Annotated in this window: 21 protein-coding genes; 11 read left to right on the top strand and 10 right to left on the bottom strand. The window is 70.0% G+C overall.

All coding sequences use genetic code 11. The features are described from left to right. Nucleotides 1–203: 203 nt before the first annotated feature. The gene (locus tag AB0C75_RS15340; protein ID WP_362890863.1) at nt 204–809 is read left to right on the top strand and encodes a TetR/AcrR family transcriptional regulator; all 606 of its coding nucleotides are present in this window, start codon (nt 204–206) and stop codon (nt 807–809) included. A gap of 17 nt (nt 810–826) precedes the next feature. On the opposite strand, the gene AB0C75_RS15345 is transcribed toward AB0C75_RS15340, so the two are convergent. Continuing rightward, nucleotides 827–1,564: an NAD(P)-binding domain-containing protein gene (locus AB0C75_RS15345; protein WP_362890865.1), complete on the bottom strand. Its 738-nt coding sequence runs from the start codon at nt 1,562–1,564 to the stop codon at nt 827–829. A 148-nt stretch (nt 1,565–1,712) separates the two neighbouring features. Between AB0C75_RS15345 and AB0C75_RS15350 the strand changes: the two genes are divergently transcribed. After that, nucleotides 1,713–2,567 carry a LysR family transcriptional regulator gene (locus AB0C75_RS15350; protein WP_362890867.1) on the top strand — a complete coding sequence of 285 codons (855 nt, stop codon included), beginning with the start codon at nt 1,713–1,715 and terminating at the stop codon, nt 2,565–2,567. 179 nt (nt 2,568–2,746) lie between these two features. Here AB0C75_RS15350 and AB0C75_RS15355 read toward each other — a convergent pair whose 3' ends face one another. Then, on the bottom strand, nt 2,747–3,082 hold the full coding sequence (locus AB0C75_RS15355) for a LysR family transcriptional regulator substrate-binding protein (protein WP_362890869.1): 336 nt from the start codon (nt 3,080–3,082) through the stop codon (nt 2,747–2,749). A 21-nt stretch (nt 3,083–3,103) separates the two neighbouring features. On the opposite strand from AB0C75_RS15355, the gene AB0C75_RS15360 reads away from it, so the two are divergent. Together AB0C75_RS15360 and AB0C75_RS15365 are read left to right on the top strand one after the other, a co-directional pair. Beyond that, a complete protein-coding gene (locus AB0C75_RS15360) occupies nt 3,104–3,256 on the top strand; it encodes a hypothetical protein (RefSeq protein ID WP_362890871.1) in 153 nt (50 codons plus the stop codon). Nucleotides 3,257–3,298: 42 nt separating this feature from the next. Further along, nucleotides 3,299–4,237 (top strand): alpha/beta fold hydrolase, encoded by a 939-nt coding sequence (locus AB0C75_RS15365; protein ID WP_362890873.1) that lies wholly within the window; start codon nt 3,299–3,301, stop codon nt 4,235–4,237. A 774-nt stretch (nt 4,238–5,011) separates the two neighbouring features. On the opposite strand, the gene AB0C75_RS15370 is transcribed toward AB0C75_RS15365, so the two are convergent. The 4 genes from AB0C75_RS15370 to AB0C75_RS15385 form a co-directional block, all read right to left on the bottom strand. Beyond that, the gene (locus tag AB0C75_RS15370) at nt 5,012–5,338 is read right to left on the bottom strand and encodes a plasmid stabilization protein (protein ID WP_362890875.1); all 327 of its coding nucleotides are present in this window, start codon (nt 5,336–5,338) and stop codon (nt 5,012–5,014) included. Between the two features lie 247 nt (nt 5,339–5,585). Beyond that, a complete protein-coding gene (gene gndA / locus AB0C75_RS15375; RefSeq protein WP_362890877.1) occupies nt 5,586–7,043 on the bottom strand; it encodes an NADP-dependent phosphogluconate dehydrogenase in 1,458 nt (485 codons plus the stop codon). A gap of 197 nt (nt 7,044–7,240) precedes the next feature. After that, entirely contained in the window at nt 7,241–8,287 is a 1,047-nt protein-coding gene (locus tag AB0C75_RS15380) for an aldo/keto reductase (protein ID WP_362890879.1), read from the bottom strand. 247 nt (nt 8,288–8,534) lie between these two features. Then, a complete protein-coding gene (locus AB0C75_RS15385) occupies nt 8,535–10,346 on the bottom strand; it encodes an ABC transporter ATP-binding protein (protein WP_362890881.1) in 1,812 nt (603 codons plus the stop codon). Between the two features lie 226 nt (nt 10,347–10,572). Here AB0C75_RS15385 and AB0C75_RS15390 point away from each other — a divergent pair, with 226 nt between their 5' ends. Further along, nucleotides 10,573–11,019 carry a MarR family transcriptional regulator gene (locus AB0C75_RS15390; protein WP_362890883.1) on the top strand — a complete coding sequence of 149 codons (447 nt, stop codon included), beginning with the start codon at nt 10,573–10,575 and terminating at the stop codon, nt 11,017–11,019. Then, on the top strand, nt 11,012–12,421 hold the full coding sequence (locus AB0C75_RS15395; protein ID WP_362890885.1) for an MFS transporter: 1,410 nt from the start codon (nt 11,012–11,014) through the stop codon (nt 12,419–12,421). The genes AB0C75_RS15390 and AB0C75_RS15395 overlap by 8 nt, the downstream gene beginning before the upstream one ends. 131 nt (nt 12,422–12,552) lie before the next feature. Here AB0C75_RS15395 and AB0C75_RS15400 read toward each other — a convergent pair whose 3' ends face one another. Next, the gene (locus AB0C75_RS15400; protein WP_362890887.1) at nt 12,553–13,014 is read right to left on the bottom strand and encodes a DUF5709 domain-containing protein; all 462 of its coding nucleotides are present in this window, start codon (nt 13,012–13,014) and stop codon (nt 12,553–12,555) included. Nucleotides 13,015–13,515: 501 nt separating this feature from the next. Between AB0C75_RS15400 and AB0C75_RS15405 the strand changes: the two genes are divergently transcribed. Next, a complete protein-coding gene (locus AB0C75_RS15405) occupies nt 13,516–15,018 on the top strand; it encodes a UDP-N-acetylmuramoyl-L-alanyl-D-glutamate--2,6-diaminopimelate ligase (protein ID WP_362891198.1) in 1,503 nt (500 codons plus the stop codon). Between the two features lie 21 nt (nt 15,019–15,039). On the opposite strand, the gene AB0C75_RS15410 is transcribed toward AB0C75_RS15405, so the two are convergent. Further along, nucleotides 15,040–15,687: an HD domain-containing protein gene (locus tag AB0C75_RS15410; protein WP_362890889.1), complete on the bottom strand. Its 648-nt coding sequence runs from the start codon at nt 15,685–15,687 to the stop codon at nt 15,040–15,042. Between the two features lie 263 nt (nt 15,688–15,950). Between AB0C75_RS15410 and AB0C75_RS15415 the strand changes: the two genes are divergently transcribed. The 4 genes from AB0C75_RS15415 to AB0C75_RS15430 all read left to right on the top strand — a co-directional run bounded on the left by AB0C75_RS15415 (nt 15,951) and on the right by AB0C75_RS15430 (nt 21,007). After that, entirely contained in the window at nt 15,951–17,099 is a 1,149-nt protein-coding gene (locus tag AB0C75_RS15415; RefSeq protein WP_362890891.1) for a S1 family peptidase, read from the top strand. 196 nt (nt 17,100–17,295) lie between these two features. Continuing rightward, nucleotides 17,296–17,757 carry a hypothetical protein gene (locus AB0C75_RS15420; RefSeq protein ID WP_362890893.1) on the top strand — a complete coding sequence of 154 codons (462 nt, stop codon included), beginning with the start codon at nt 17,296–17,298 and terminating at the stop codon, nt 17,755–17,757. A 265-nt stretch (nt 17,758–18,022) separates the two neighbouring features. Beyond that, a complete protein-coding gene (locus AB0C75_RS15425; RefSeq protein ID WP_362890895.1) occupies nt 18,023–19,150 on the top strand; it encodes a DUF1996 domain-containing protein in 1,128 nt (375 codons plus the stop codon). 90 nt (nt 19,151–19,240) lie between these two features. Further along, the gene (locus tag AB0C75_RS15430; RefSeq protein WP_362890897.1) at nt 19,241–21,007 is read left to right on the top strand and encodes a discoidin domain-containing protein; all 1,767 of its coding nucleotides are present in this window, start codon (nt 19,241–19,243) and stop codon (nt 21,005–21,007) included. Nucleotides 21,008–21,241: 234 nt separating this feature from the next. Here AB0C75_RS15430 and AB0C75_RS15435 read toward each other — a convergent pair whose 3' ends face one another. Next, complete coding sequence (locus AB0C75_RS15435; RefSeq protein WP_362890899.1) at nt 21,242–21,619, bottom strand: hypothetical protein; 378 nt, start codon at nt 21,617–21,619, stop codon at nt 21,242–21,244. An 88-nt stretch (nt 21,620–21,707) separates the two neighbouring features. Further along, nucleotides 21,708–22,778, bottom strand: a complete 1,071-nt coding sequence (locus tag AB0C75_RS15440) for a LacI family DNA-binding transcriptional regulator (protein WP_362890900.1) — start codon at nt 22,776–22,778, stop codon at nt 21,708–21,710. Between the last annotated feature and the right edge of the window lie 204 nt (nt 22,779–22,982).

The raw sequence follows: 22,982 nt of genomic DNA on the forward strand, positions 1-22,982 counted from the left end.
TTTCGGCCGTGCGATGAGGAGGGCCCTGGGCAGGTGGTCCCGGGCAGGAGGGCTCCGGGCAGGGGCCCAGGGCATGAGGGGCGCCCGGTTGCCTCCCACGGGACTGTATTGCCCAGTACAGAAAATCTGCGGCAGACTGTATCAGCAAGTACAGAACTTCTGTACTGTGAGATACAGAGAGCGGGGGAGGCTTCATGGGTCACATGCCGACCACCACGCGGGGTCGCGCGACTCGGGCGCGCATCCTTGATTCGGCGGCAGACCTCATCCAGCAGCGCGGCGTCGCAGCGGTGACGCTGGACGACGTCGAACGCGCCGCTGGGGTCGGCCGCAGCCAGCTCTACCACTACTTCGACGACCGGGAAGACCTCATCCGCTCGGTGGTCCATTCCACCGTGGACACGGTGCTGGCCGCGCAGGAACCGCTGCTCCTGAAGATCGACTCACTGGCCGGCATCGACCGCTGGTTCGACGCGATCGTGGCCAACGGGACGCGGCAGGACGCGGTGGGTGGCTGCGCGATCGGCTCATTGGCCAGCCAGCTGGGCGGGCGGGACGAACTGACCCGTCAGGCCTTCGTGGACGCCTTCGCGCGCTGGGAGGCACCTCTCATCGATGGCCTGCACCGGATGCAGGATTCCGGTGAACTGCGCCAGGACACGGACGTGACGGAGCTGGCCGACCTCACCATGGCCGCCATCCAGGGCGGCCTCCTGCTGGCCCAGATCCGCCGGACACCGGACCAGCTCCGTCTCGCTCTGCGCGGCGCGCGGGCAGCGTTGGAGGACGAGCTCACCCCCCGGCCCTGACGCGGCCGACCCGGCTGCTACATCCGGAAACCCGCGGGCCCCCGCACCGCGGCGGCGGCGAGCTCCTTGACCCGGGCCGCCGTTACGGGCACGGCGGTCGCCTGCTGGACCCAGGACACGAATTCCGTGACGGTGAGGCCGGCCGGCGGCTGGCCCACGTACGGGAGGGCGTACAGCGGGGAGTTGGGTTCGCTGCGCCAGCTGTCGGCCAGTGCGCCGAGGTCCACCGTGTCGAAGCCGAGTACGTCCAGCAGTTCGGCCACCTCCTCCTTGGCGTGCGGGTCGTCGCCGGACAGCGGCAGCGCTGTGCGGCCGGGGGCTCCGGCCGGGCGGAACAGCTCCAGCAACTGCTTGGGGCCGATGTTGTGCAGGGCCTTCACGACCTGGGAATCCGTGAGATGGCGCTGCACCAGTTCGCTCGATGTCAGCTCGTCGCTGTCGAGTTCCGGCAGGGCGAAGCCGGAATGTGGTGCGTAGTTCATCGGGTCGATCACCGTCTTGCCGGCGAGCTCCGCCCGGGGCAGCCGCTCGTGGGCGGCCAGCGGCACTGCCGCGATGACCAGAGCACCGGCGCTCGCCGCTTCGGCCGGGGTGGCCGCACGGGCCCGCGCGCCGAGCTGTGCGACGAGATCGGACAAGGTCCCGGGGCCGCGGGAGTTGCTCAGAACGACGTTCAGGCCGGCGTCGACGGCGCGGCGGGCGGCCCCGAGACCGACCATGCCGGTCCCGATGACGCCGAGCGTTGTTGTGCTCACTTTGTTCTCCGTTCGCAATTTCCCGCGTCGCAGCACCCGGTGGGTAGGACCGCTCCGGCGGGTTCACATCCATCACAGCTCGTGTGACCTGCGCGAACAATGACCAGAATCCCTCGGCAGCAATCACATCCTGTGATAGATCAGAGGGATGGAACTGAGAGCGCTGCAGTACTTCGTGACCGTTGCCGAGGAGCTGCACTTCGGGCGCGCGGCGCAACGACTGGGCATAGTGCAGCCGGCGGTGAGCCAGCAGATCGCCCGGCTCGAACGCGAGCTCGGCGTGCGCCTGCTCGACCGCACCTCGCGCAGGGTGCGGCTCACCCCGGCCGGCGAACGAGTGCTCGCCGCGTCCCGCAAGACCCTTGCCGCGGCGGCCCGGGTGCGGGTGGTCGCCGGAGAACCGGCGGCCGTGCTTCGGATCGGGGTGGCGTCCTGTGTCACCCGCAGGCTCGACCGGGCGGTGGGCCGCCTGAGCGACGGCGAACGCCCCGCAGAGCCGAAACTGGTCGACCTGCCGGTAGCCGCGCGACTCGACGCCGTCCGCGACGGCGAGCTGGACCTCGCGCTGGTGCGCGGAGCGCTCACCTCATCGGCGGTGGCGGTGGTGCGCGCCTGGTCCGAGCCGCTGCACGCGGTGCTCGCGCATGAGCACCCCGCCGCCCGCAAGTCCGCGGTCAGCCTGCACGACCTCGATCCGCGCGGCCTGCGGCTCCCCGCCCGCGACAGTGACGCGCCGCTGCATGACGCGATCCTCGCCGCCCTGCCCGTCACCCCGCTGCGCACGCCCACCGGGGACCTGCTCAACGTGCTGTTCGAGGTGGGCCGGGACCCCGAGGGCTGGACGCTGGTACCCGCCGAGCAGCTCGACGAGTCCCGCTCCCGCTCCGAGCGGCTGCTTCGGATGCCGCTGGACCCGCCGGTGACCGTCGACGGCCACATCGTCACCTCACTGGCCACCCCGCAGCCGTGCGTGGCGTCGTACGTGGCCGCCTTCGCGGACTGAACCGGCGCCTCGGGCTTCGAGGACCGACCGGTGCCTCAGGCTTCGCGGACGAGCAGGCTCTTCGCGGATTCACGGAAGTGGGCGACGAGCGGGTTGGCGTCGGCAGAGCGGGTGGCGACCACCACCTGGCAGGGTTCGACCCCCTCGACGGGGATGGTGACGAGGTCCTCGCGGAGTGCTCAGCGTCGGTCGTCAGCGGGCACGAGGGCGATGGCACGGCCCTCGGCGACCACTTCGAGCTTGTCCACGAAGGTGTCGGCGAGCATGGGACCGAGCGGAGCCGGGCTGCCGTCCGGGCCGGGTTCGAGCCGCCAGAAACCGGTCCAGAGCTCGGCCATCCCCGCGCAGGCCACGAGGGGTTCGTCGGCGAAGTCGGCCGCGGTGACCGACTCCTTGCCTGCGAGGCGGTGGAGGGCGGGCACGAGGAGCGCCCGGGGATCGTCGTGGAGGACGGTCACGTCCAGGCCGTCGCTCGAAATGGGGAGCGGTGTGCGTTCGAGCAGGAGTGGCCCCACCGGCTCGCGACCCCTCAGACGGTGGCCGAAGCCGTCGTCACTGTGGCCGGCGACGACAGCACGCAGCTTCGGTACCTGGTCGGCGAAGACGTCGAGACCTCCGCCCGGATGCGGCGCGAGACCTCCGAGAAGGACTACAACGACTGGGCCCTGGCCCGCTCCGGCGGTCAGTGAGGTCACCGGTCGCCCGCCCCTGCACCCCTAGGAGAACCAACCATGAACACAGAGATCGAGTTCCCTTCGTACGAGGGCGCCCTCACGCTGCGAGGCACCGCCTACGTACCTGACCAGATGAGCGGTCCGGTGCCCGTGGTCATCATGTCCCACGGCATGGCCGACTCCGCCGACCGGTTGTCCCCGGCAGCCCAGTGGCTGGCCGACAACGGTTTCGGTGTGATTCTGTATGACCACCGCGGCTTCGGGCCGAGCGACGGTGAGCCGCGCCAGGAGTTCGACCCGATCACCCAATGTCGGGACATGCAGATGGCGATCACGTTCGCGCAGTCCTACACCGCCTTCGATCCCGACCGCGTGGCGCTGTGGGGGACGAGTTTCAGTGGTGGCCACGTGCTGGCCGTCGCCGCAATCGACACCCGCGTCAGAGCCGTCGTCTCGCAGGCTCCCTGGATCGCGGGGACCGAGATCGCCCGTCACATCCTGGGTTCGGAGGGCCTGGCTGCCTTCCGGGAGGTGTTCAACGTCGAGCGCCGGACCCTGCTCGCAGGAGGACGGCCGTCGCTGTCTCCCGTCGTGCGCCACCCCGACGCGGCGGCAGGTGTGTTCGCGCTCGTCGACACCCAGGAAGGCTACGACTACATGATCAGCGGGCCGGCCGGGCTGCCGAAGGCCTGGATGAACTCGTTCACGACGCGCTCGCTCGAGCACGCGGTGGAGTTCGACGTACGTCCGTACGCCGGACGGATCGGCACAACCCCGCTGCTGATGATCACCGGTTCCCGCGACAGCCTGATCCCGGCCGAGCTGGTCCAGGAGTTCTACGACGCGGTGATCGGACCCAAGCAGCTCACGGTCATCGACGCGGAACACCACAGCCTCTACATGCCCGGCAGGGGATTCGAGGAGTCGATGGAGGCCGGCACCCGCTGGTTCGCCACACATCTGATGCCCGAAGCGGCCCCGGCCACGGCGGGGTAGCTCCTGGCCTCGGCCAGGTCGGCATGCCTCATGTTCCCAGCCAGGGAAGACCCGACTCCGGGCTCCCCTCACTGATCGGTCAATCAGCGGTCGGCGACTCCCTGGCGCTCACCGAGCGCGACCAGCATCTCGTGCTGTACACCGCGCCGCCAACAATCGCGTCACGCGGAGGCTCTCGCTCTTCTGAGCGGGCGGTACGTGAGCTGATGGCCGCTTCTTCCTTTCGGGAGGGGCAAGCGGGCTGGCCACGGGATTCCTGGAGATCGCGCCCAACAACATCAACAACACCCGCCTCAAACTCAAGCGGCTGACCGAGCGCGGAATCCTGACCGAGACCGAGCAGGGCTTGTTCACCCAGCCACGGCCGTAGCCGCCCGGCAACCCATCGCCTCGCATACCTGCCGCGCCCATAGCGGCGCGTCGGCCGCGGCGAACACCGCCAGGAACGAACTCGCCATGCCCCTCCACGAGTTCATCGCGGAGACCATCGGTCTGATCGAGGCACAGCGCTTCTCCTTCCGCCCGCCGGCCGGCGTGATTCAGCGCAAGCTACGGGCACGGAGCCTTCGGTCCTCCCACTCCGACCGTCTGAAACGCGTCACCCGAGCACTCGGCCACGGGCATCGACGGATGGACCCGACGGCCGCCCGACCGGATGGCGACGTCCGAACCGACTCCCGGCCGTCCGGGGCCGGGGCGAAGCCCGTGAGCCGGGCAGGCCGCTCCGATGCCACCCAAGAACCACCGGTGCGGACCGGATACCTGAGGGCGGGCTCAGCGGCCCAGCGCCTTGCTCAGCTGGTCCTTGGTCATTGATGAGCGGCCGTCGATGTTCTTCTTCCTGGCCTCCGCGTAGAGCTGGTCCCTGGTCGGCCCTCCGGGGCCGGTGTGTGAGCGCTGCCCGCCACGCTGAGGAGCTGATTTGGGGTCGCGCGTCGACGTCTTGCTCGCCGAGTCCGACTCTCCTGATCGGGCCCGTTCCTTGTTGACCGTGCGGGCGGCGATCTCCTTCGCCCGCTCCTCGGAGGTGCCGCGCCTCTCGGCGCCTTCCTTGATGTGCTCGTACTGGCGCTCACGCTTGGGGCCGGATCCTGCGGGCATGGCATTCTCCTTCTCTCGCTCGGGCCGACGAGCCACCCACGACTCGCGACAACGCACGGCTACCCCCATCACACGCGCAAAGCCGGACGCTCGCGATCCGAGCGCACCTCTCGCGTGTAACTCCTGCTGGCAGATGCCCGAAGCGGAAAGGCCGACCGCGCGGCGAAGTCAGCCCTGAAGGGCCGGCCGGCCGCGAGAGCCCGGTCCCACGCGGCCGGTCCGGTTCCGTTGCGCCGAAGGGTCTCGGTCAGCTCTCGACCTCGGCCTTGTCGCCGCCCCAGAGGGTGTGGAAGGTGCCCTGGCGGTCGGTGCGGTGGTAGGTGTGTGCGCCGAAGTAGTCGCGCTGACCCTGGGTGAGTGCGGCCGGCAGGCGTTCGGCGCGCAGGGAGTCGTAGTAGGCGAGGGTGGCGGCGAAGGCGGGGGTGGGGACGCCCTGGGTGACGGCGGTGGCGATCACGGTGCGCCAGTCGTCCTGTGCGGCGGCGATCTCCTCGGCGAAGCCCTTGGCCGCGAGGAGGCTCGGTAGCTGCGGCTGGGCCTCGTAGGCGCCGGTGATCCTGTCGAGGAACGCGGCCCGGATGATGCATCCGCCGCGCCAGATCGCGGCGACCTTGCCGAGGTCGACGTTCCAGTCGTACTGCTCGCTGCCTGCCGCGATCTCGTGGAAGCCCTGCGTGTAGGCGACGATCTTCGAGGCGTACAGCGCCTGCTCGACCTGGTCGGCGAAGGCCGCCGCCTCGTCCTTGCCGAGCTTGTCGGCCGTTGGTCCTGCGAGGTGGCGTGAGGCCTCGCGGAGGGCGGCGTGGCCGGAGACGGAGCGGGCGAAGACGGCCTCGGCGATGCCGGAGACAGGAACACCGAGGTCGAGGGCGATCTGCACGGTCCAGCGGCCGGTGCCCTTCTGCTCCGCCTGGTCGAGCACGACGTCCACGAAGGGCTTCCCGGTCGCCGCATCGACGTGCGAGAGCACTTCCGCGGTGATCTCGATGAGGTAGGAGTCCAGCCGCCCGGTGTTCCAGGTGCGGAAGATGTCCGCGATCTGCGCGGGGGAGTACCCCGCCACGTCGCGGAGCAGCTGGTACGCCTCCGCGATGAGCTGCATGTCCGCGTACTCGATGCCGTTGTGCACCATCTTGACGAAGTGCCCGGCACCGTCAGGACCGATGTGCGTACAGCAGGGCGTTCCGTCGTCGGCCTTGGCGGCGATGCTTTCGAGGAGCGGCCCGAGCGAGGCGTAGGACTCCACCGATCCGCCGGGCATCATGCTCGGCCCGTTCAGCGCGCCCTCCTCGCCCCCGGAGATGCCGGTGCCGACGAAGTGGATGCCCCGCTCCCGCATGGCCTTCTCACGGCGCCGTGTGTCCTCGAAGTGCGCGTTGCCGCCGTCGATGAGGACGTCGCCGTCCTCCAGCAGAGCGGCGAACTCCTCGATGACGGCGTCGGTCGCCTCACCGGCCTTGACCATGATCACGATGCGGCGCGGCTTCTCGAGCGAGGCGACGAACTCCTCGGCGGTCTCGGCGGGGACGAAGTTCCCCTCGGAGCCGTGCGCGTCGACGAGAGCCCGAGTGCGGGCCGCCGTGCGGTTGTGGACGGCCACGCTGTGGCCGTGACGGGCGAAGTTGCGGGCGAGATTACTGCCCATGACGGCGAGTCCGGTGACGCCGATCTGCGCGGTGGGTCCGGACGAAGGGCTGGTGGGCATGCGGTGCTCCACTCCTTGCGGTCGACGAGCTCTGTCGCCGGGCGGGCCCGAGCCGGGGCGGACGGGCGGCGCCCGGGCGGGTATCCGTACGCAGCCCGGCCATGTTCGCATGCCCGGTACAGGTGACGACGTCGGACGCGGGGGAGTGGGCCGGGGTCCCCTCTCCTGGAGGGGAGGGGACAGCCCGGCGGGCGTGATCAGTGGCCGGCCGCTCCGCGGCGACGCGCGGACGCATCGGTCAGGGACGGCGGCCGGTAGCCCTCGTCGGCCGCACTGATCGTGACCCCGGGGGCCACGATCTCGTCGATCCGGTCCAGCACATCCCCCGAAAGGCGCACATCCGCGGCGCCGAGCTGGCTCGCCAGATGCTCCTGGGTGCGCGGACCGATGATCACCGTGGACACGGCCGGGTGCTCAAGGACGAAGGCCAGCGCCAGGTGGATCAGGGACAGCCCCGCCTCGTCGGCGAGCTCCCCGAGCTGTTCCGCCGCCTCGCGCTTGCGCCGGTTCGCCTCCAGCGCGGGGTCGTGACGGTGCGGCTGGCGCTCCAGGCGGCTGGACTCGGCGTGCGCCGGGTCCCCCTTGCGGTAGCGGCCGGACAGCCAGCCGCCGGCCAGCGGACTCCAGGGCAGGACGCCCAGCCCGTACCGCTCGGCGACGGGGAGCACAGCGCGCTCGGCCGCCCGGGCCAGGAGGGAGTACGGGGGCTGCTCGGTGACGGGGCGTCGCAGACGCAGACGCTCGGAGGCCCACTGCCCCTCGACGATCTGATGTGGCTCGAAGGTCGTCGTGCCGAAGTAGCGGATCTTTCCCTGGTGCACGAGATCGTCCAGGGCTCCAAGGGTCTCCTCGAAGTCGGTGGAGGGATCGGGCCGGTGGACCTGGTACAGGTCGATGTGGTCGGTGCCCAGGCGCCGCAGGCTGTTCTCGACGGCCTTGAGGATCCAGCGCCGTGAGTTGCCCTGATGGTGCGGGTTGTCGTCGACCCGGCCGTGGAACTTGGTCGCGAGGAACACGTCGTCGCGGCGGCCGTCCGCGAGTGCCTTGCCGACGATCTCCTCGTTCTCGCCCCGCGAGTAGACGTCCGCGGTGTCGATGACGTTGACACCCGCGTCCAGTGCCTGGTGAATGATCTTGACGGCGTCGTCGTGGTCGGGGTTGGCCCAGGCGCCGAAGTTCATGGCGCCGAGTGTCAGCGGGCTGACTTTCACGCCCGTACGGCCGAGGGACCGGTAGGTCGTCAAGGTTCTGCTCCCTTTCCGGGGGTGGGCACGGGGACGCCCGGAGCCTTGCAGACGCACATGTCGGCGTCCAGGGAATGCGGCCTCGTGCAACACACCGTTCTTCTTCGCCCGGCCCCGCCGCGGTCCCGCCTTGCCCAGCCCCCCGTCCCGCCGGTCAAGCTGCCGGTATCCGGGGCTGGAACGTGCCTCCGCCGTGCGGGCGAGGTCCGTCGAGTACTCGATGGACCTCCAGCCGGTCGTGGTGTCGTCACCCCGGCGCCCCGTTGGCGGTGTCCATGAGGAATCCGCCGGACTGGTGGTGCCACAGCTTGGCGTAGGCACCGTCGGTGAGCAGGAGCTCGTGATGCGTGCCCTGTTCGACGATGCGGCCCTGGTCGAGCACGATGAGCTGGTCCATCGCGGCGACCGTACTCAGGCGGTGTGCCACGACCAGCGCGGTCCGGCCCTCCATCAGCTGCCACAGCGCCTGCTGTACGAGGGTCTCGCTCTCGGAGTCCAGCGCGCTGGTCGCCTCGTCCAGCAGCAGGATCGGCGCGTCGCGCAGGATCGCCCGCGCGAGGGCGACCCGTTGGCGCTGCCCGCCGGAGAGCTTGACGCCGCGCTCCCCGACCATCGTGTCGAAGCCCGCCGGGAGCTGGTCGGCGAACTCGGTGACATGAGCGGCGTCGGCGGCTGCGCGGATCTCGGCGTCCGTCGCTCCGGGGCGGGCGAAGTGGATGTTCTCGCGCAGGGTGCGGTGGAACATGGCAGGTTCCTGCGGGACGTACGCGATCAGGCTCCGCAGGTCGGACTGGCGCAGCCTGCTGATGTCCTGACCGCCGATCAGGATGCGCCCTGACCGTACATCGGCCATCCGGAGCAGGAGCCGGGTGAGCGTGGTCTTGCCACCGCCGGACCGCCCGACGAGGCCGATTCTCGCCCCGCTGTGCACGTCCAGTTCCAGTCCGTCGAAGATCGGCCTGCCTCCGTCATGGGCGAAGGTGACGTTCTCGAAGCGGACGTCCGCGGCGTTCTGGGCCAACGGCTCGGGTGTCTCGGGGTCGAGCACGGTGGGCGGGACGAGGAGCAGCTCGGTGAACTGGGCTGCCTCGGTCATCGAGCTCTCGATGCGGCGGTAGATCTGGTTGAACTCGAACATGATGCGGGTCGACCCCGTGTAGTACGTGAAGGCGACGACGATCGCCTCCACACTGCCGGTGCCGGCCCCGATCCCCACGGCGAGAAGCAGGCCGAGTCCGTTGGTGAGTACGGACATCGGCGCGACGAGGGTGTCGATACGGAGATTGCCGTAGTCCCACGAGCGCAGCATCAGCCGCCGGGACTCGGCGACGCGTGCCCGGTGTTCGGCCGCCTCGCGTTCCTCGGCCGCGAACGCGCGCACGGTGTCCATGTTCATCAGCGCGTCGGACACATGGCCCGCGACCCGGGCGATCGCCTCCTCGCGCCGGTTGACCAGCCTCTGGCGGCGTCGGATGAGCGGTGCGGCGCACACGGCGGTCAGCGCGATCATCGTCAGCAGGCCCGCCACCAGCAGGGGATCGTAGCTCCAGAGGATCACCGTGCCGAACAGCAGCGGTGCCAGGCTGCCGACCACGTTGAACGTGAGGGTGTCGATGAACTCCTCGAAGCGGGAGGCGAAGCTCAGCACCCTCTTGGTCAGCGATCCCGCGAAGTTGTCCTGGTAGAACGAGGCGTCCTTGGCGAACAGTTCGTCCATGCCGGTGACATACAGGTGCTCGATACCGCGGGCGTCGACGCGGTTGAGGCAGTGCAGACCCACCCGCCACATGGCTTCCGCCAGGAGCAGCACTCCGGCGAAGACGCCGACGTAGGGGAGTGCCTCGCGGACGCCGATGGCCCCGCCCTCGGCGATCCGGCCGACGAGTTTGGCCACGACCAGGGGCGCGATGTAGGTGATGCCGATGTTGCCGAGGGCGGGGAGTGCGAGCGCGGGAACGGAGAGCCGGCGCTGGCGGGACAGCTCCCGAAGGTAGTGACGGAGTGCGAGCCGGACCGGACCCTTGCCGGGTCCGGTGTTGTGAGACTGCTGCGATCCCATGCCGTCCTCATGTCGTTTCGCGGCCAGTTGCTACGGGGCGAGAGATCCGGGGGAAGAGGAGTCTCCCGTGGGCGGGCTGTCGGCGTCCAAGCGTTTTCGGGGCTCCGGGCGGTCCAGCGGCGGCTTTCGGCCGGTCGGAGGAGCTTGCCGGAGGCCGGAAAATACCCAGTTCATTCTGTACAGGTGAAACTGTACAAGTGATCCTGTAGGCGTTAGCGTGGAGGATATGAGCGAGAATCCCGGCCTGCCGCCCTCGGCGATCCAGGCGTCGCGTGAGGTCCGCGCCGTCATCAGCCGCCTGCGGCGCCGCATCCTGAACGCCTCCGAGGTCGAGGACATCACCCTGGGCCAGGCATCCGTCATGGCCCGTCTGTCGGGCAAGGAGGGCGTCACGGCCAGTGAGCTGGCCTCCGCCGAGGGGGTGCGGCACCAGTCGATGACGTCGACGGTCGCCTCGCTCGCCGCCAGGGGACTGGTGGAGCGGAGCCCCGATCCGGAGGACGGGCGACGCCTGCTGATCGCGCTGACCGCGGAGGGGCGCCGACGGGTGGAGGAGGGGCGGCAGGCCAGGACCGAATGGCTGGCCGGACAGTTGCAGGACAAGTGCACGGAAGAGGAACGCAGGACCGTGATCGCCGCCATGTCCGTACTGGAGCGGCTGACCCATGACTGACGCCAGGACGCAGGACGCCGAGGAGTCGGACAAGCCGGGATTCGACCGGCGGCTCCTGCCGCCGATGATGCTGGGCTCGGTCCTGAACCCGATCAACTCGACGATCATCGCCGTCGCCCTCGTGCCCATCGGCAGGGCCCTGGGAGCGCCCGTCTCGCAGACCGCGTGGCTGGTCTCCGCCCTCTATCTGGCCACCGCCATAGGGCAGCCGGTCGTGGGACGGCTCATCGACATCTTCGGGCCGCGCAGGCTCTTCCTCCTCAGCACCGGCCTCGTCGGCCTCGCCGGCGTCGTAGGCACCCTGGCACCGAATCTGGGAGTGCTGATCGGCGCGCGCGTCCTGCTCGGTTTCGGCACCTGCGCCGGCTATCCCGCCGCGATGGCGCTGGTGCGGAGCGAGGCCGAGCGCACCGGACGGGACAGCCCCGGGGGAGTGCTGACCGCCCTGGCGGTCGCCAACCAGACCATCGCCGTCATCGGCCCGCTGCTGGGCGGCCTGCTGATCGGGCTGGGCGGCTGGCGCGCCACCTTCGCGCTGAATGTGCCGCTGGCCGCCGCCGCCGTGCTGCTGGGGTTCCTGCGGCTGCCCAAGGCGGCGGGTACGGGCGTTTCCCGACAGCGTGGGCGGCTGAGCGCCCAGCTCGACCTGCCGGGCATGGGCCTGTTCGCGGTGATGCTCATCTCGCTGCTGCTCTTCCTGATGAACCTGCATCTGCGCGACTGGTATCTGCTGGTGATCGCCGTCGTCATGGGCGCCGCCTTCGCGGTGCGGGAGCTGCGGGCCGCCACCCCGTTCATCGACCTGCGCGTCCTGGGAGGCAACACCCCGCTGCTGGTCACCTACGGCCGCGCGCTGGTCGCCTACGTCGTCGCCTACTCCTTCCTCTACGGGTTCACGCAGTGGACGGAGGAGGGCTTCGGGCTCTCGCCCTTCCACGCGGGACTGGTGCAGATCCCCATGTTCCTGCTGGCCATCGGTGTCTCGGTCCTCTCCGGGCGGCGCAAGGGCGTGCGCGGCAAGCTGCTCGTCGGCGCGGCCGGGCAGATCGTCGCGTGCGTGGTCATGCTGACGCTCACCGGCGAGAGCCCCGTATGGATGCTGATCCTGGTCGCCCTGATCTTCGGAGTCCCGCAGGGGCTGAACAACCTGGCCCTGCAGAACTCCGTCTACTTCCAGGCCGATCCCGAGCGCACCGCCTCCTCGGCCGGCCTGCTGCGCACCTTCGCCTACATGGGCTCGATGGTCGCCTCCGCCACAGCCGCCGCTTCCTTCGGGCAGCGCGCGGACACCGGCGGAATGCATCAGCTCGCCTGGGTCATGCTCGGCGCCGGCGTGCTCTACCTCCTGTTGACCGCCTTCGACCGCTCGGTCGGCCGCGTGGGCATCCCTGCGGCGCGGTAGGACTGTGCGGCATCCCGCGTGAGCGCCTTCGCCGGCAACAACCTCCAGCAGATCCTGGCCGCCCAGGACAGCGGCGCCCCGGGCCCGGTCACGCGGACCGGCGTCAGCAGTCGGCCGCGCCCCGAAGGGCGCTAACCGAACAGGTCCCGCTCCTCAGGGACCAGGTGCATCGCGGCCTCCTCGGCGGACGCCGCCGCACCATCGATGCCGACGTCCTGTGCGGTGAGGGTGGACGGCACATGACCGTCACCCTCCTGAGTGAGCCTGCCCGCGCGGTCCGTACCCACCTCGGTGTCGTAGAGCTCCCCGTCCCCGTCGGCCAGATCCCCGGGGCCGTCCTGGGCAGGGTCGATGTCCTCGGGAACCTCTCTGGTCAAGCGGCTGTCGAGGGACTCGCCCGTGTGCTGCTCCGAGGCGGTGGTGCCCTTGTCCTGGACCGCCCACGGCCGCTCGGGCGGGGAGTACCCCTCGTCCAGGACGTCGGTGATCCCGGTCGTGTCCAGGGTGTCCTCGATGTCCAGCAGGTCATCGGGGTCCGAGGCCTCCGGCTCCTGCGGCTGGTAGACGTCGTCCCCCCGGTCGCTGTCGGTCATGGCGTACCCCTTCCTCCGGGTCCCCCTGTACGCAATTCCACTCCGGTCCGGGCGGGGACGCAACGGAAGGCGATCCCGGGCGGCGCCGACGCGACCAGCGACGGGCGCTCCCGGTACGGCAGGGGCGCTGGTCGGCGGCGGGATCACCCGAGATCACCCCTGCGCACGGCCCCGTTCCCCGGCTCTCCCCGCGGACGTACACTCGCCCCATGGGTTACACCGACGTCACAGGGAAGTGCCTGCACCAGGCCGCCCCCGGTGTGCCCGCGAGCTGTCGTCCCGCTCTGCACGGACACGGCTACGCCCTGCACGGACACGGCTAGCGACCTTCAGCGGTTCTGTCACCGCCCGGCGCGACGCCCGTCAGCCGTGCCCGCGCCCCGTGCGCCCCGCTTCCACCTCGTACGCGCTCCACTTCACCACCGCAGCTTCGGCGCACCGCCGTCGCTGCGTTCCGGCGAGGGCCGCACCCCGGCCCCGCCACCCCTCGAAGGGATCACCTTGAAGCTGAGCGAGCTGCTGGCCGGACAGAACCACCACATCCTCCAGGGCGACCCGGAGAAGGCACAGATCACCGCGGGGACCGCGTTCGACGCGGACCGGGTGGCGCCGGGATCGCTCTTCATCGCGGTGCCCGGGCACCTGGAGGGCGGCCCCGGAGCGGTCGCCCCCGCCCTCGCCCGGGGCGCGGTCGCGGTCCTGGTGGAGGACGGCTGCGCACCGCCCGCGATGGCGGGGGACGTCTGTGTCGTACAGGTGCCGGACACCCGGACCGCAGCAGCTGTCACCGCCTCCCGGTACTACGGCGAGCCGGGGCGGGAGATGGACATGGTGGCGATCACCGGCACCAACGGCAAGACCTCGGTCTCGTACATGGTCGAGTCGGTGCTGCGGATCTCCGAGGGGGCCAGGGCCGGGGTCATCGGCACCGCGGGAAGCCGCATCGGCGACGAGCTGATCCCGATGCCTCGGTCGGTGCTGACCACCCCGGAATCCCCCGACCTGCAGTACCTGTTGGGGTGCATGCGTGACCGCGGGGTCGGGACCGTGGTGCTGGAGGCCACGTCCATGGGCCTGCTGACGCACCGGGTCGACCGTACGTTCGTCGACGTGGGGGTCTTCACCAACCTGAGCCAGGACCACCTCGACGACCACGGCACGATGGACAACTACCGGGACGCCAAACTCCGGCTCTTCCAAGGGCTGTGCAAGCACGCCGTGGTCAACGCGGACGACCCGGTGGGCGCGCGCATCGGAACGCTGATGCCGGGCCGGGTGACCACGTACGCCCTCGACACCGACGCCGACTACCGGGCCACCGATCTGGTCGTCGACGCCTCGGGAACCCGCTTCACGCTCCATCACGACGGCCGGAAGTACCCGGCCGCGATCCCCGCCCCCGGCAGGTTCTCCGTCTCCAACGCGCTTGCCACGGTGGCGGCCTGCCACACCCTGGGGCACGACCTCGCCGGGCTGGTCGCCGCGCTCGAACGGATGCCGCAGATCCCCGGCCGCTTCGAACGCGTCACGACTTCCGGCGGCACCTCGGTGATCGTGGACTACGCGCACTCCCCGGACTCGCTGAACAAGGTGCTCGGCACCATCCGCGGCTTCGCCCGGGCCAGGGTCATCACCGTCTTCGGCTGCGGCGGGGACCGGGACACCACCAAGCGGGCCGAGATGGGCACGATCGCCGGGACCTACTCCGACCTGTGCGTCCTCACCTCGGACAACCCGCGCAACGAGGACCCCGAGGCCATCGCGGACCAGGTCGTCCCTGGCATCGAGGACACCGCGACCCCGTACGAACGCCTGGCCGACCGCCGCGGGGCCATCGCCTTCGCCCTGTCGGAGGCCGGGCCCGAGGACATCGTCCTGATCGCGGGCAAGGGCAGCGAGCCCTACCAGATCGTCGGCGACTCGCTGCTGCCCTTCAGCGACATGGCCACCGTGCGGGAACTCGCCGACATCCCCGTGCTGCGGAGTCAGCCCGCTCTGCGATAGGCGGGAGCGAAGCCACGCGCCTCACTCGGGCCAGGGCGATTCGAGAATGGTGCGTACGAAGTCCCCGCGCTCGAAGCCGGGAACACAGTGCTGGAGGACATCGGCCTTCACGTTGCCGAACGTCGTCTCCGGTTTCGGGCGGATGCCCTCGGTGAACGCGGCGAGGATCCGCCGCTTGAAGTCCGGCCGTGGATGGAGCGCGACGATCGCGGCCCTGTCGGTGTCGGAGACGTGCTCGTACCCGATGCCGAGTACGTCGTACTCCACGCCGGCGGTCACCAGCGCCACCTCGGGTTCCATGAACTGCGGGATGCCCGGGGTGGTGTGCAGGGCGATGGCCGTCCATACCCGCCGCACGCTGTCCTCCGGCACCCCGTGGGACCGCAGGAAACGACGTGCCTCGTCCGCACTGTCCACCTCGAAGCGCCGGCCGCTGTCACGGAAGCGTTCGCCCAGTCCCAGGTCGTGGAACAGGGCGCCGATGTACAGCAGCTCCGGATCGAAGGAGAGATCGCGCCGGCGCCCCTGGAGCGCGCCGAAGAGGAAGACCCGGTGCGAGTGGTGGTAGACGAGGTCGTCGGTCGTGTCACGTACGAGCGCGGTGGCCTCGGCCGCGAGCTTCGTATCCGGTACGTGCACGCCGGCTGCCGGGGACGGGCCTGCTGTCATGCTCTCACCGAGCTTCCTGTGCGGCGGGTCGGGAAGGTGCGTCCAGGATCGGTGCTCCGTGGTCCGGTGCCGGACCGACAGGCCGTGGGTCCCCGCCGATTCACCTCGGTGACCTGGTTGACCGACAGCGTTGTCATTGGCATGGACCTGCCTATCGAACTGGACTACAGTCCGTAGTGGCACAGCTGAGAGCGCTCTCAGCTCGCTCTCGGATGCTTTCTGTTCCACCCCCACGAAGCTGGAACAACAGAAGGGGCACTCCCTTGAGACAGACGACGCTGGTGCGGACCGGTCTCTCCGCACTGCTCATCATCGGCACCTGTGCGACCGCCGGCCTGGCCCAGGCCTCCGCGGCGGACACCGACTCCGCCGCCGCGCCTCAGGCATCGGCCGGACTCATCACGGCCATGCAGCGCGACCTCGGACTGACGCAGACTCAGGCAAAGGCGCGGCTCACCTCGGAAAACGCGGCAACGGCTCTGCAGGGTACGGCGCGGAGCGCTGCCGGAAGCTCGTTCGGCGGCTCGTGGTACGACGCGGACAGTGGCCGGCTGACGGTCGCCGTCACGGACAGCGCCAGGACCGGCGACGTCCGGGCGACCGGCGCCGAGGTCCGGGTCGTCGACCACACGGCGCGCGAGCTCGACGCCGTCAAGGAGCAGCTGGACGCGCTGCCCGCACCCGGCGGCGTCAGCAGCTGGCACGTCGATCCCCGGGCCAACAGCGTCGTGGTGAACGTCGTCGCATCCGAGCAGGGTGACAACGATGTCCGCGCGTTCGTCGCGAAGGCGCGCGAGGCCGGCCCCGTCACGGTGAAGAAGACGGCCGAGGCCCCCCGGACCTTCGCCGCGGGAACGGTCGGCGGCGACCCGTACTACACCGGCAACGTCCGCTGCTCCATAGGCTTCTCGGTGCAGGGCGGCTTCGTCACGGCGGGCCACTGCGGCCAGGCGGGCGGAGGGGTCAGGGGCTGGGACGGCTCGGACATCGGCTCCTTCCAGGGCTCGTCCTTCCCCGACAACGACTACGCCTGGGTGAGCGTGGGCAACGGCTGGTGGACCGAGCCCGTGGTCCTGGGCTGGGGCACCATCTCCGACCAGCTGGTACGCGGCTCGGCCGAGGCCCCGATCGGCGCCTCGATCTGCCGCTCCGGCTCCACCAGCGGCTGGCACTGCGGCAACGTCCTCGCCACCAACGAGACCGTGAACTACAGCGAGGGCGCTGTCCACGAGATGACCAAGACCAGCGTCTGCGCCGAACCGGGCGACTCGGGCGGCTCGTTCATCAGCGGCGACCAGGCGCAGGGCGTCACCTCGGGCGGCTGGGGCGACTGCAGCGGCGGTGGTGAGACCTGGCACCAGCCCATCAACGAGATCCTCAACACCTACGGGCTGACCCTCCACACGGCCTGACAGCCGTCCCGCCGGGTTCCGCCCGGCGGGACATGACCGGTCTGCTGCGGCGGAGTGTGGCTCCCTGCCGCAGCAGATCCGGGCTCCCGTGCGGGTGGCGGCGCCGTGCGGGTGAAGGGCTGCGTCGGAACGTCCCCGCCGTGACCTCGTGGTGTTGCCTGGGCGGCGGAAGTGTTCCCCGATCCTGGAGAGTCACGTGAAGCTGCGCCCCGTCCTGGCCGCCCTCGCGGCCGCGGCCGTCGTCCTTGTCACCGCTCCCGCCGGGCAGGCGACCGCCCACGAAGCCGTCTCGCCGCCCGGCGCCGCCACGTTCCTCCGGGAGACCCGGGCCGAGGCCCAGGTCGACGCCTTCTTCCAGGCCTACCGCCAGGCAGTGCTCGGCCAGGGCGACCTGACCCCCGAGCAGGTGCGCGCCCGGTACCTCGCTCCCGAGCTGGACGCGCGGCTGGACGCGTGGGCGGATCAGCACGACGCGGATCCCGTCTTCCGCGCGCAGAACGTGCCGGCGAGCCGGTCGCTGCGTTACGCGGGCAGCGGTGCAGGACACGCCACCGTGGTGCTGACCGAGAACTGGGCGAGCGGCGGGAGCCAGGACGTCTGGTACGCCGTCCGCACGGCGGACCTCGTCATCGGCGACCTGGAGGACGCGCCTGCGTGATCCGTGTGACCGCTGAACCGTGGTCGAGGGCATCAGGCCCTTGTCCCGAAGAGCTCTTCGGGACAAGGGCCTGATGCCTTTCGCGGCAACTTCCGTTGCACTGCGCACCGTTCACGCACTCTTGACATGTTCGCATCTGCGGCATAACACTGGCACCGCCTTGGGAGAGCGCTCTCCCAAGGTTTCGCACAATGCACCATCCAGCTCCACTCTCCCCCCACCGCGCACCCGATGTGTGCGGACGCAGAGCGGCATGGAGGTCCGCATGGCCGAACGATTCAGCAGAACCACCCTGGTGTCCACCCTCGTCGTGGCGACCGCGCTCGCCCTGGTCGTCATGGGGCTCACGGCGATCACTCGCGCCGGTGTCCCGACGGCCGAGGCGGCCTCGAAGGCAGCCGGTGAGCCGGCCGCGGCGTCACACGTCATGAAGGGGATGCAGCAGGGCCACGTCATGGCGGCGGCCGACCCCGTTCCTTCGGGAGACGATCCCGACGGCGACGGGTACATTCCGGCAGATCCGCCGGTCACCGGGGTGGAGCCGTCCACCGAGATCCCGCCCCACCGGTACTTCCACGAGTTCCAGGCGAACTGCTCGGTCACCCACACCGGTTCGGTCGACCCGATCGTCTTCCCCGGTGCGACCGACAAGTCCCACAACCACACGTTCATGGGGAACGACTCCACCGACGAGAACAGCACCACGGCCTCGCTCGGTGAGGGTGGCACGGCCTGCAAGGCGCCCGGCGACCTCTCCGCGTACTGGATGCCGACCCTGTACGACGGGGACGACGAGGTGCGCCCGGTCGGTCCGCAGACCATCTACTACAAGGCGGGCGTCACCGACTACCGCACCGTGCGGCCGTTCCCCAAGGGGCTGCGCTTCGTCGTCGGTAACCCGATGCAGACCGCCGACGAGTTCCGCAACCACCCGGGCATGGTCGAGGGGTACGAGTGCGGTGAGGACTACTTCAACTACGAGTTCCCGGAGACCTGCCCGACGAGCCAGGACACGCAGCTGAACCTGCGTATGCAGGCGCCCAGTTGCTGGGACGGCCAGCACCTGGACACCCCCGACCACCAGGCCCACATGGCCTATCCGATCCAGATGGGTGCCAACCAGAACGTCTGCCCGGAGAGCCACCCCGTCGCCCTGCCGATGATCGAGTTCAAGATGGCCTGGCCGGTCAACGGCGATATGTCGCAGGTGAGGCTGGCCAGCGGCACGGGGCACTCCTTCCACTACGACTTCTTCAACGCCTGGGACGACGCGACCCTGGACACGCTGGTCGACCACTGCATCGTGGGCGGCCTGCAGTGCGACGCCCGGGGCTACGACGAGACCAACCCCGACGAGGGGGCCGCCCTGGACGAGAACTACGAACTTCCCTGACCTGACCGCCCCCGCTCTCCCTTATGGGTGCACCGCGCCCCTGAGGGAGAGCGCTCTCCTACTCATTCCCCCACGAGGAGCTCTCTCCTGATGAAACTGCCACGTCTCACCCCCACGGCCCACGGCCGCAGACGTACGACGGCGCGTCTCGCCGTCGCCGCCCTGGTCGCCGCGGGAGCGGCCGCCCTGCCCCTGCCCGCCGCGCAGGCGGCCGGCAGTGTGGTGAAGGTCGAGGGCTCGCAGGGCGCCTGGAGCCTGACCGTCGACGGTTCGCCATACACCGTGAAGGGACTCACCTGGGGTCCTGACGTCGCCGACGCCGGGAAGTACATGCCGGACGTCAAGTCGATGGGCGTCAACACCATCCGGACCTGGGGCACGGACGCCACGACGGAACCGCTGCTGGACAGCGCGGCCGAGAACGGCATCAAGGTCGTCGCCGGCTTCTGGCTCCAGCCCGGCGGCGGTCCCGGCAGCGGCGGGTGTGTCGACTACCTGACCGACACCGATTACAAGAACGACATGCTCGCCGAGTTCCCCAAGTGGGTGGACGCCTACAAGGACCACCCGGGCGTCCTCATGTGGAACGTGGGCAACGAATCCGTGCTGGGCCTGCAGAACTGTTACAGCGGTGATGTCCTCGAACAGCAGCGCGACGCCTACACGACGTTCGTCAACGACATCACCAAGAAGATCCACGAGGTGGACCCCGACCACCCGGTCACATCGACCGACGCGTGGACCGGGGCCTGGCCGTACTACAAGAAGAACGCGCCGGATCTCGACCTGTACGCCGTGAACTCCTACGACGCCGTCTGCGACATCAAGCAGACCTGGGAGGAGGGAGGCTTCGACAAGCCCTACATCGTCACGGAGGGCGGCCCCGCGGGCGAGTGGGAGGTGCCCGACGACGCCAACGGCATACCGGACGAGCCGACCGACGTCGCGAAGGCCGAGGGGTACGGCAAGGCGTGGCAGTGCGTCACGGACCACACCGGAGTGGCGCTCGGCGCGACGCTGTTCCACTACGGCACCGAGTACGACTTCGGCGGTGTCTGGTTCAACCTGCTGCCGGCGGACCAGAAGCGGCTCTCGTACTACGCGGTGAAGGAGGCGTACGGCGCCGACACGTCGGGCGACAACACGCCGCCCGTGATCACCGACCTGACGGTGGACAACGACTCGGCCGTCCAGGCGGGCAAGCCGTTCACCGTGAAGGCCTCGATCTCCGACCCCGACGGTGACGCGCTCACGAACGAGGTCCTGCTGAACAGCAAGTACGTGGACGAGAACGAGCAGCTCGTGGACGCGGAGTTCACGGACAACGGCGACGGCACCTTCGAGGTCACCGCCCCCGACCGCCTCGGTTTGTGGAAGGTCTACATCAAGAGCTCGGACGGCAACGGCAACGTCGGGATCGAGACGAAGTCCTTCCGGGTCATCGCGCCGGAGGTCAGCGGTACGAACGTGGCGGAGGGCAAGGAGGCGACCGCGTCCACCTTCCAGCCGGACAGCACCGGCTGCCCCTGCCCCGCGGGCAACGCGGTCGACGGATCCTTCGACACCCGGTGGGCCAGTGACTGGGAGGACCAGCAGTGGCTGCGGGTGGACCTCGGCGAGAAGACCGCGTTCGACCATGTGCAGCTCGCCTGGGAGGCCGCGTACGCCAAGGGGTACACCCTTGAGACCTCGGACGACGGCGAGAACTGGACCACCCTGGAGACCGTCACCGACGGCAACGGCGGTATCGACGACATCGACATCACGGGCGAGGCGCGCTACGTACGGGTGAGTGCCACCGAGCGCGGCACGCCGTGGGGCTACTCGCTCTACGAATTCGGTGTGTACCGGAGCTGACCGCCAAATGGACCCGCCGCACCGTCCCGTGCCCCGCCGTCGGTGCGACCGGAAAGTCCGCGGCGGGCCACGGAACCCCGTGGCCCGCCGCGGACCTGCCTCAGCCCTCCGTCGAACGTGCGCGGTACGCCGTACGCGGCGGGCGGAGTGCGATGCGCGCCGAGCGGTCGGGCGGTGCGGTCGAGCGGTGCGCGGTGAGCGGTGAGCGTGCGCGGTGGGCGGTGGGCGGTGAGCCTAGAGAGGCTCATCCGGCCCCTCCTCGCCCGAGCTCAGCTCCTCCGCCCGCAGGGCCAGATCCTGGAGCACATCGGTGGAGGTCACGTCCTCCTGCCCGGAGTCATGGATCTGGGCCAGCGCGATGAAGGCCAGGGTGAACGCGCCGACCAGCTGTTCGACGGCGCCGCCGACCTCGCGCCCCACCAGAGCGGCCATCTCCTCGACGGTGGCGTCGGAGGGGATCGCGATGTGCGGCATCGTCTCGTTGAGGAGGGTCGTCACCATGTTCTCGCCCGCGTCCAGGTCGCCATCGATGTCCTCCTCGGCGTGGCGCTGCATCTCGCCCGCCTCCGTGAGGATGCCGATCACTCGCTTGAGGACTTCGCTCTGATCCATACGGCGAGCATAAGCGCCGGACCTCCCACGTCGGATCGCGCTCCGGTGGTGCCCGGTGCCGTCCTCCTGGACCTGCGAGCTGTGCGTATTACGCGGAATCCCTGACGACCAGCACCGGTTCGAAGATCACCGACGTCGCCGGCTTCGTCGGCGTGGCCAGCCGGTCGAGCAGCAGACCCGCCATTTCCGCCGACATGTCCTCCACCGGCTGCCGCACCGTCGTGAGCGGCGGACGGCAGGCCGACGCGGCGCTGCTGTCGTCGAAGCCGATCACCGCGACGTCCTCAGGAACCCGCCTGCCGTGCTCCCGCAGCACATGGCACGCACCCGTCGCCATCAGGTCGTTTCCCGCGAACACCCCGTCCAGCCCGGGGTGTTCCGCGAGCAGTCGCTCCATCGCGGCCTCGCCGCTCTCCTGGGTGAACTGCCCCTCCGCGACCGGGACGTCCGGGTACCCGTGCCGTTCCATCGCGGCCTGGAACCCCGCGAGTCTCTCCTGCCCCGCGGGTACGTCCAGCGGTCCGCTGATCGTGGCGATCCGGCGGCAGCCGCGTGCCAGCAGATGGTCCGCGGCCAGCCGCGCCCCGTCCCGGTGGGCCAGATCGACGTAGCTGATCCGTACGGGGCGGGTGGGGCGTGCGTACAGCACGGCGGGCAGCCCGGCGTCCGTGAGCAGGCCGGGCAGCGGGTCCTGCGCGTGGGTCGACACGATCAGCGCACCGTCGGCGCTGCCCTGGCGCAGATACGCCACCACGTCCTCCCGGGCCCGCGAGGTCTCGGCGAACATCAGCACCGGATGCATCCCCCGTGGCCGGAGAAAGTTGACCACCCCGGTCACCACGCGGCCGAAGAACGGGTCGGCGAAGACCTGGGCGGTGAAGGACCCCTCATCGGCTGAGCCCTCCCCCTCCGGCTCCACGCCGGCGCCCGACACCACCAGCGCGATGGCGTCCGTGCGGCGGGTGACGAGCGAGCGGGCGGCGCGATTGGGCGTGTAGCCGGTGACCGACACCGCCTGCCGTACGGCCTCCTGGATCGCCGGGTCGACGTTACGAATCCCGTTGATGACCCGGGAGACCGTCGCGCGCGAGACACCGGCCGCCCGCGCCACGTCCTCCAGGGTGGGGGTCGTGCCGGGTGGTCGCAGAGCATCCGTCATGTGGGCCTTTATAGCATCAGGAAAGCGCTGGGATAGAGCGCTCTCCCAGCCCGGCCGCAGGAGCTCATCGGGCAGCCACCGCCCGGCCCGCCGGGGTGGTGCGCCGGGCGCGTGGGTGGCGCGTATCCACTGTTCACTTGTCACCACCCTTTGTCTGCCCATAAGTTGGCCGCTTGCGACGTGTCCTACTGCCAGTGGGGGAGC

Origin of the sequence: Streptomyces sp. NPDC048565 (assembly GCF_040650935.1) — a bacterium.
Classification (GTDB): domain Bacteria; phylum Actinomycetota; class Actinomycetes; order Streptomycetales; family Streptomycetaceae; genus Streptomyces.

Coding starts and splice junctions, on each gene's coding strand:
- AB0C75_RS15410 (WP_362890889.1), bottom strand. CDS start 15,687: ATGACAGCAGGCCCGTCCCCGGCAGCCGGCGTGCACGTACCGGATACG.
- AB0C75_RS15350 (WP_362890867.1), top strand. CDS start 1,713: ATGGAACTGAGAGCGCTGCAGTACTTCGTGACCGTTGCCGAGGAGCTG.
- AB0C75_RS15400 (WP_362890887.1), bottom strand. CDS start 13,014: ATGACCGACAGCGACCGGGGGGACGACGTCTACCAGCCGCAGGAGCCG.
- AB0C75_RS15430 (WP_362890897.1), top strand. CDS start 19,241: ATGAAACTGCCACGTCTCACCCCCACGGCCCACGGCCGCAGACGTACG.
- AB0C75_RS15390 (WP_362890883.1), top strand. CDS start 10,573: ATGAGCGAGAATCCCGGCCTGCCGCCCTCGGCGATCCAGGCGTCGCGT.
- AB0C75_RS15340 (WP_362890863.1), top strand. CDS start 204: ATGCCGACCACCACGCGGGGTCGCGCGACTCGGGCGCGCATCCTTGAT.
- AB0C75_RS15425 (WP_362890895.1), top strand. CDS start 18,023: ATGGCCGAACGATTCAGCAGAACCACCCTGGTGTCCACCCTCGTCGTG.
- AB0C75_RS15365 (WP_362890873.1), top strand. CDS start 3,299: ATGAACACAGAGATCGAGTTCCCTTCGTACGAGGGCGCCCTCACGCTG.
- AB0C75_RS15395 (WP_362890885.1), top strand. CDS start 11,012: ATGACTGACGCCAGGACGCAGGACGCCGAGGAGTCGGACAAGCCGGGA.
- AB0C75_RS15440 (WP_362890900.1), bottom strand. CDS start 22,778: ATGACGGATGCTCTGCGACCACCCGGCACGACCCCCACCCTGGAGGAC.
- gndA (WP_362890877.1), bottom strand. CDS start 7,043: ATGCCCACCAGCCCTTCGTCCGGACCCACCGCGCAGATCGGCGTCACC.
- AB0C75_RS15370 (WP_362890875.1), bottom strand. CDS start 5,338: ATGCCCGCAGGATCCGGCCCCAAGCGTGAGCGCCAGTACGAGCACATC.
- AB0C75_RS15385 (WP_362890881.1), bottom strand. CDS start 10,346: ATGGGATCGCAGCAGTCTCACAACACCGGACCCGGCAAGGGTCCGGTC.
- AB0C75_RS15435 (WP_362890899.1), bottom strand. CDS start 21,619: ATGGATCAGAGCGAAGTCCTCAAGCGAGTGATCGGCATCCTCACGGAG.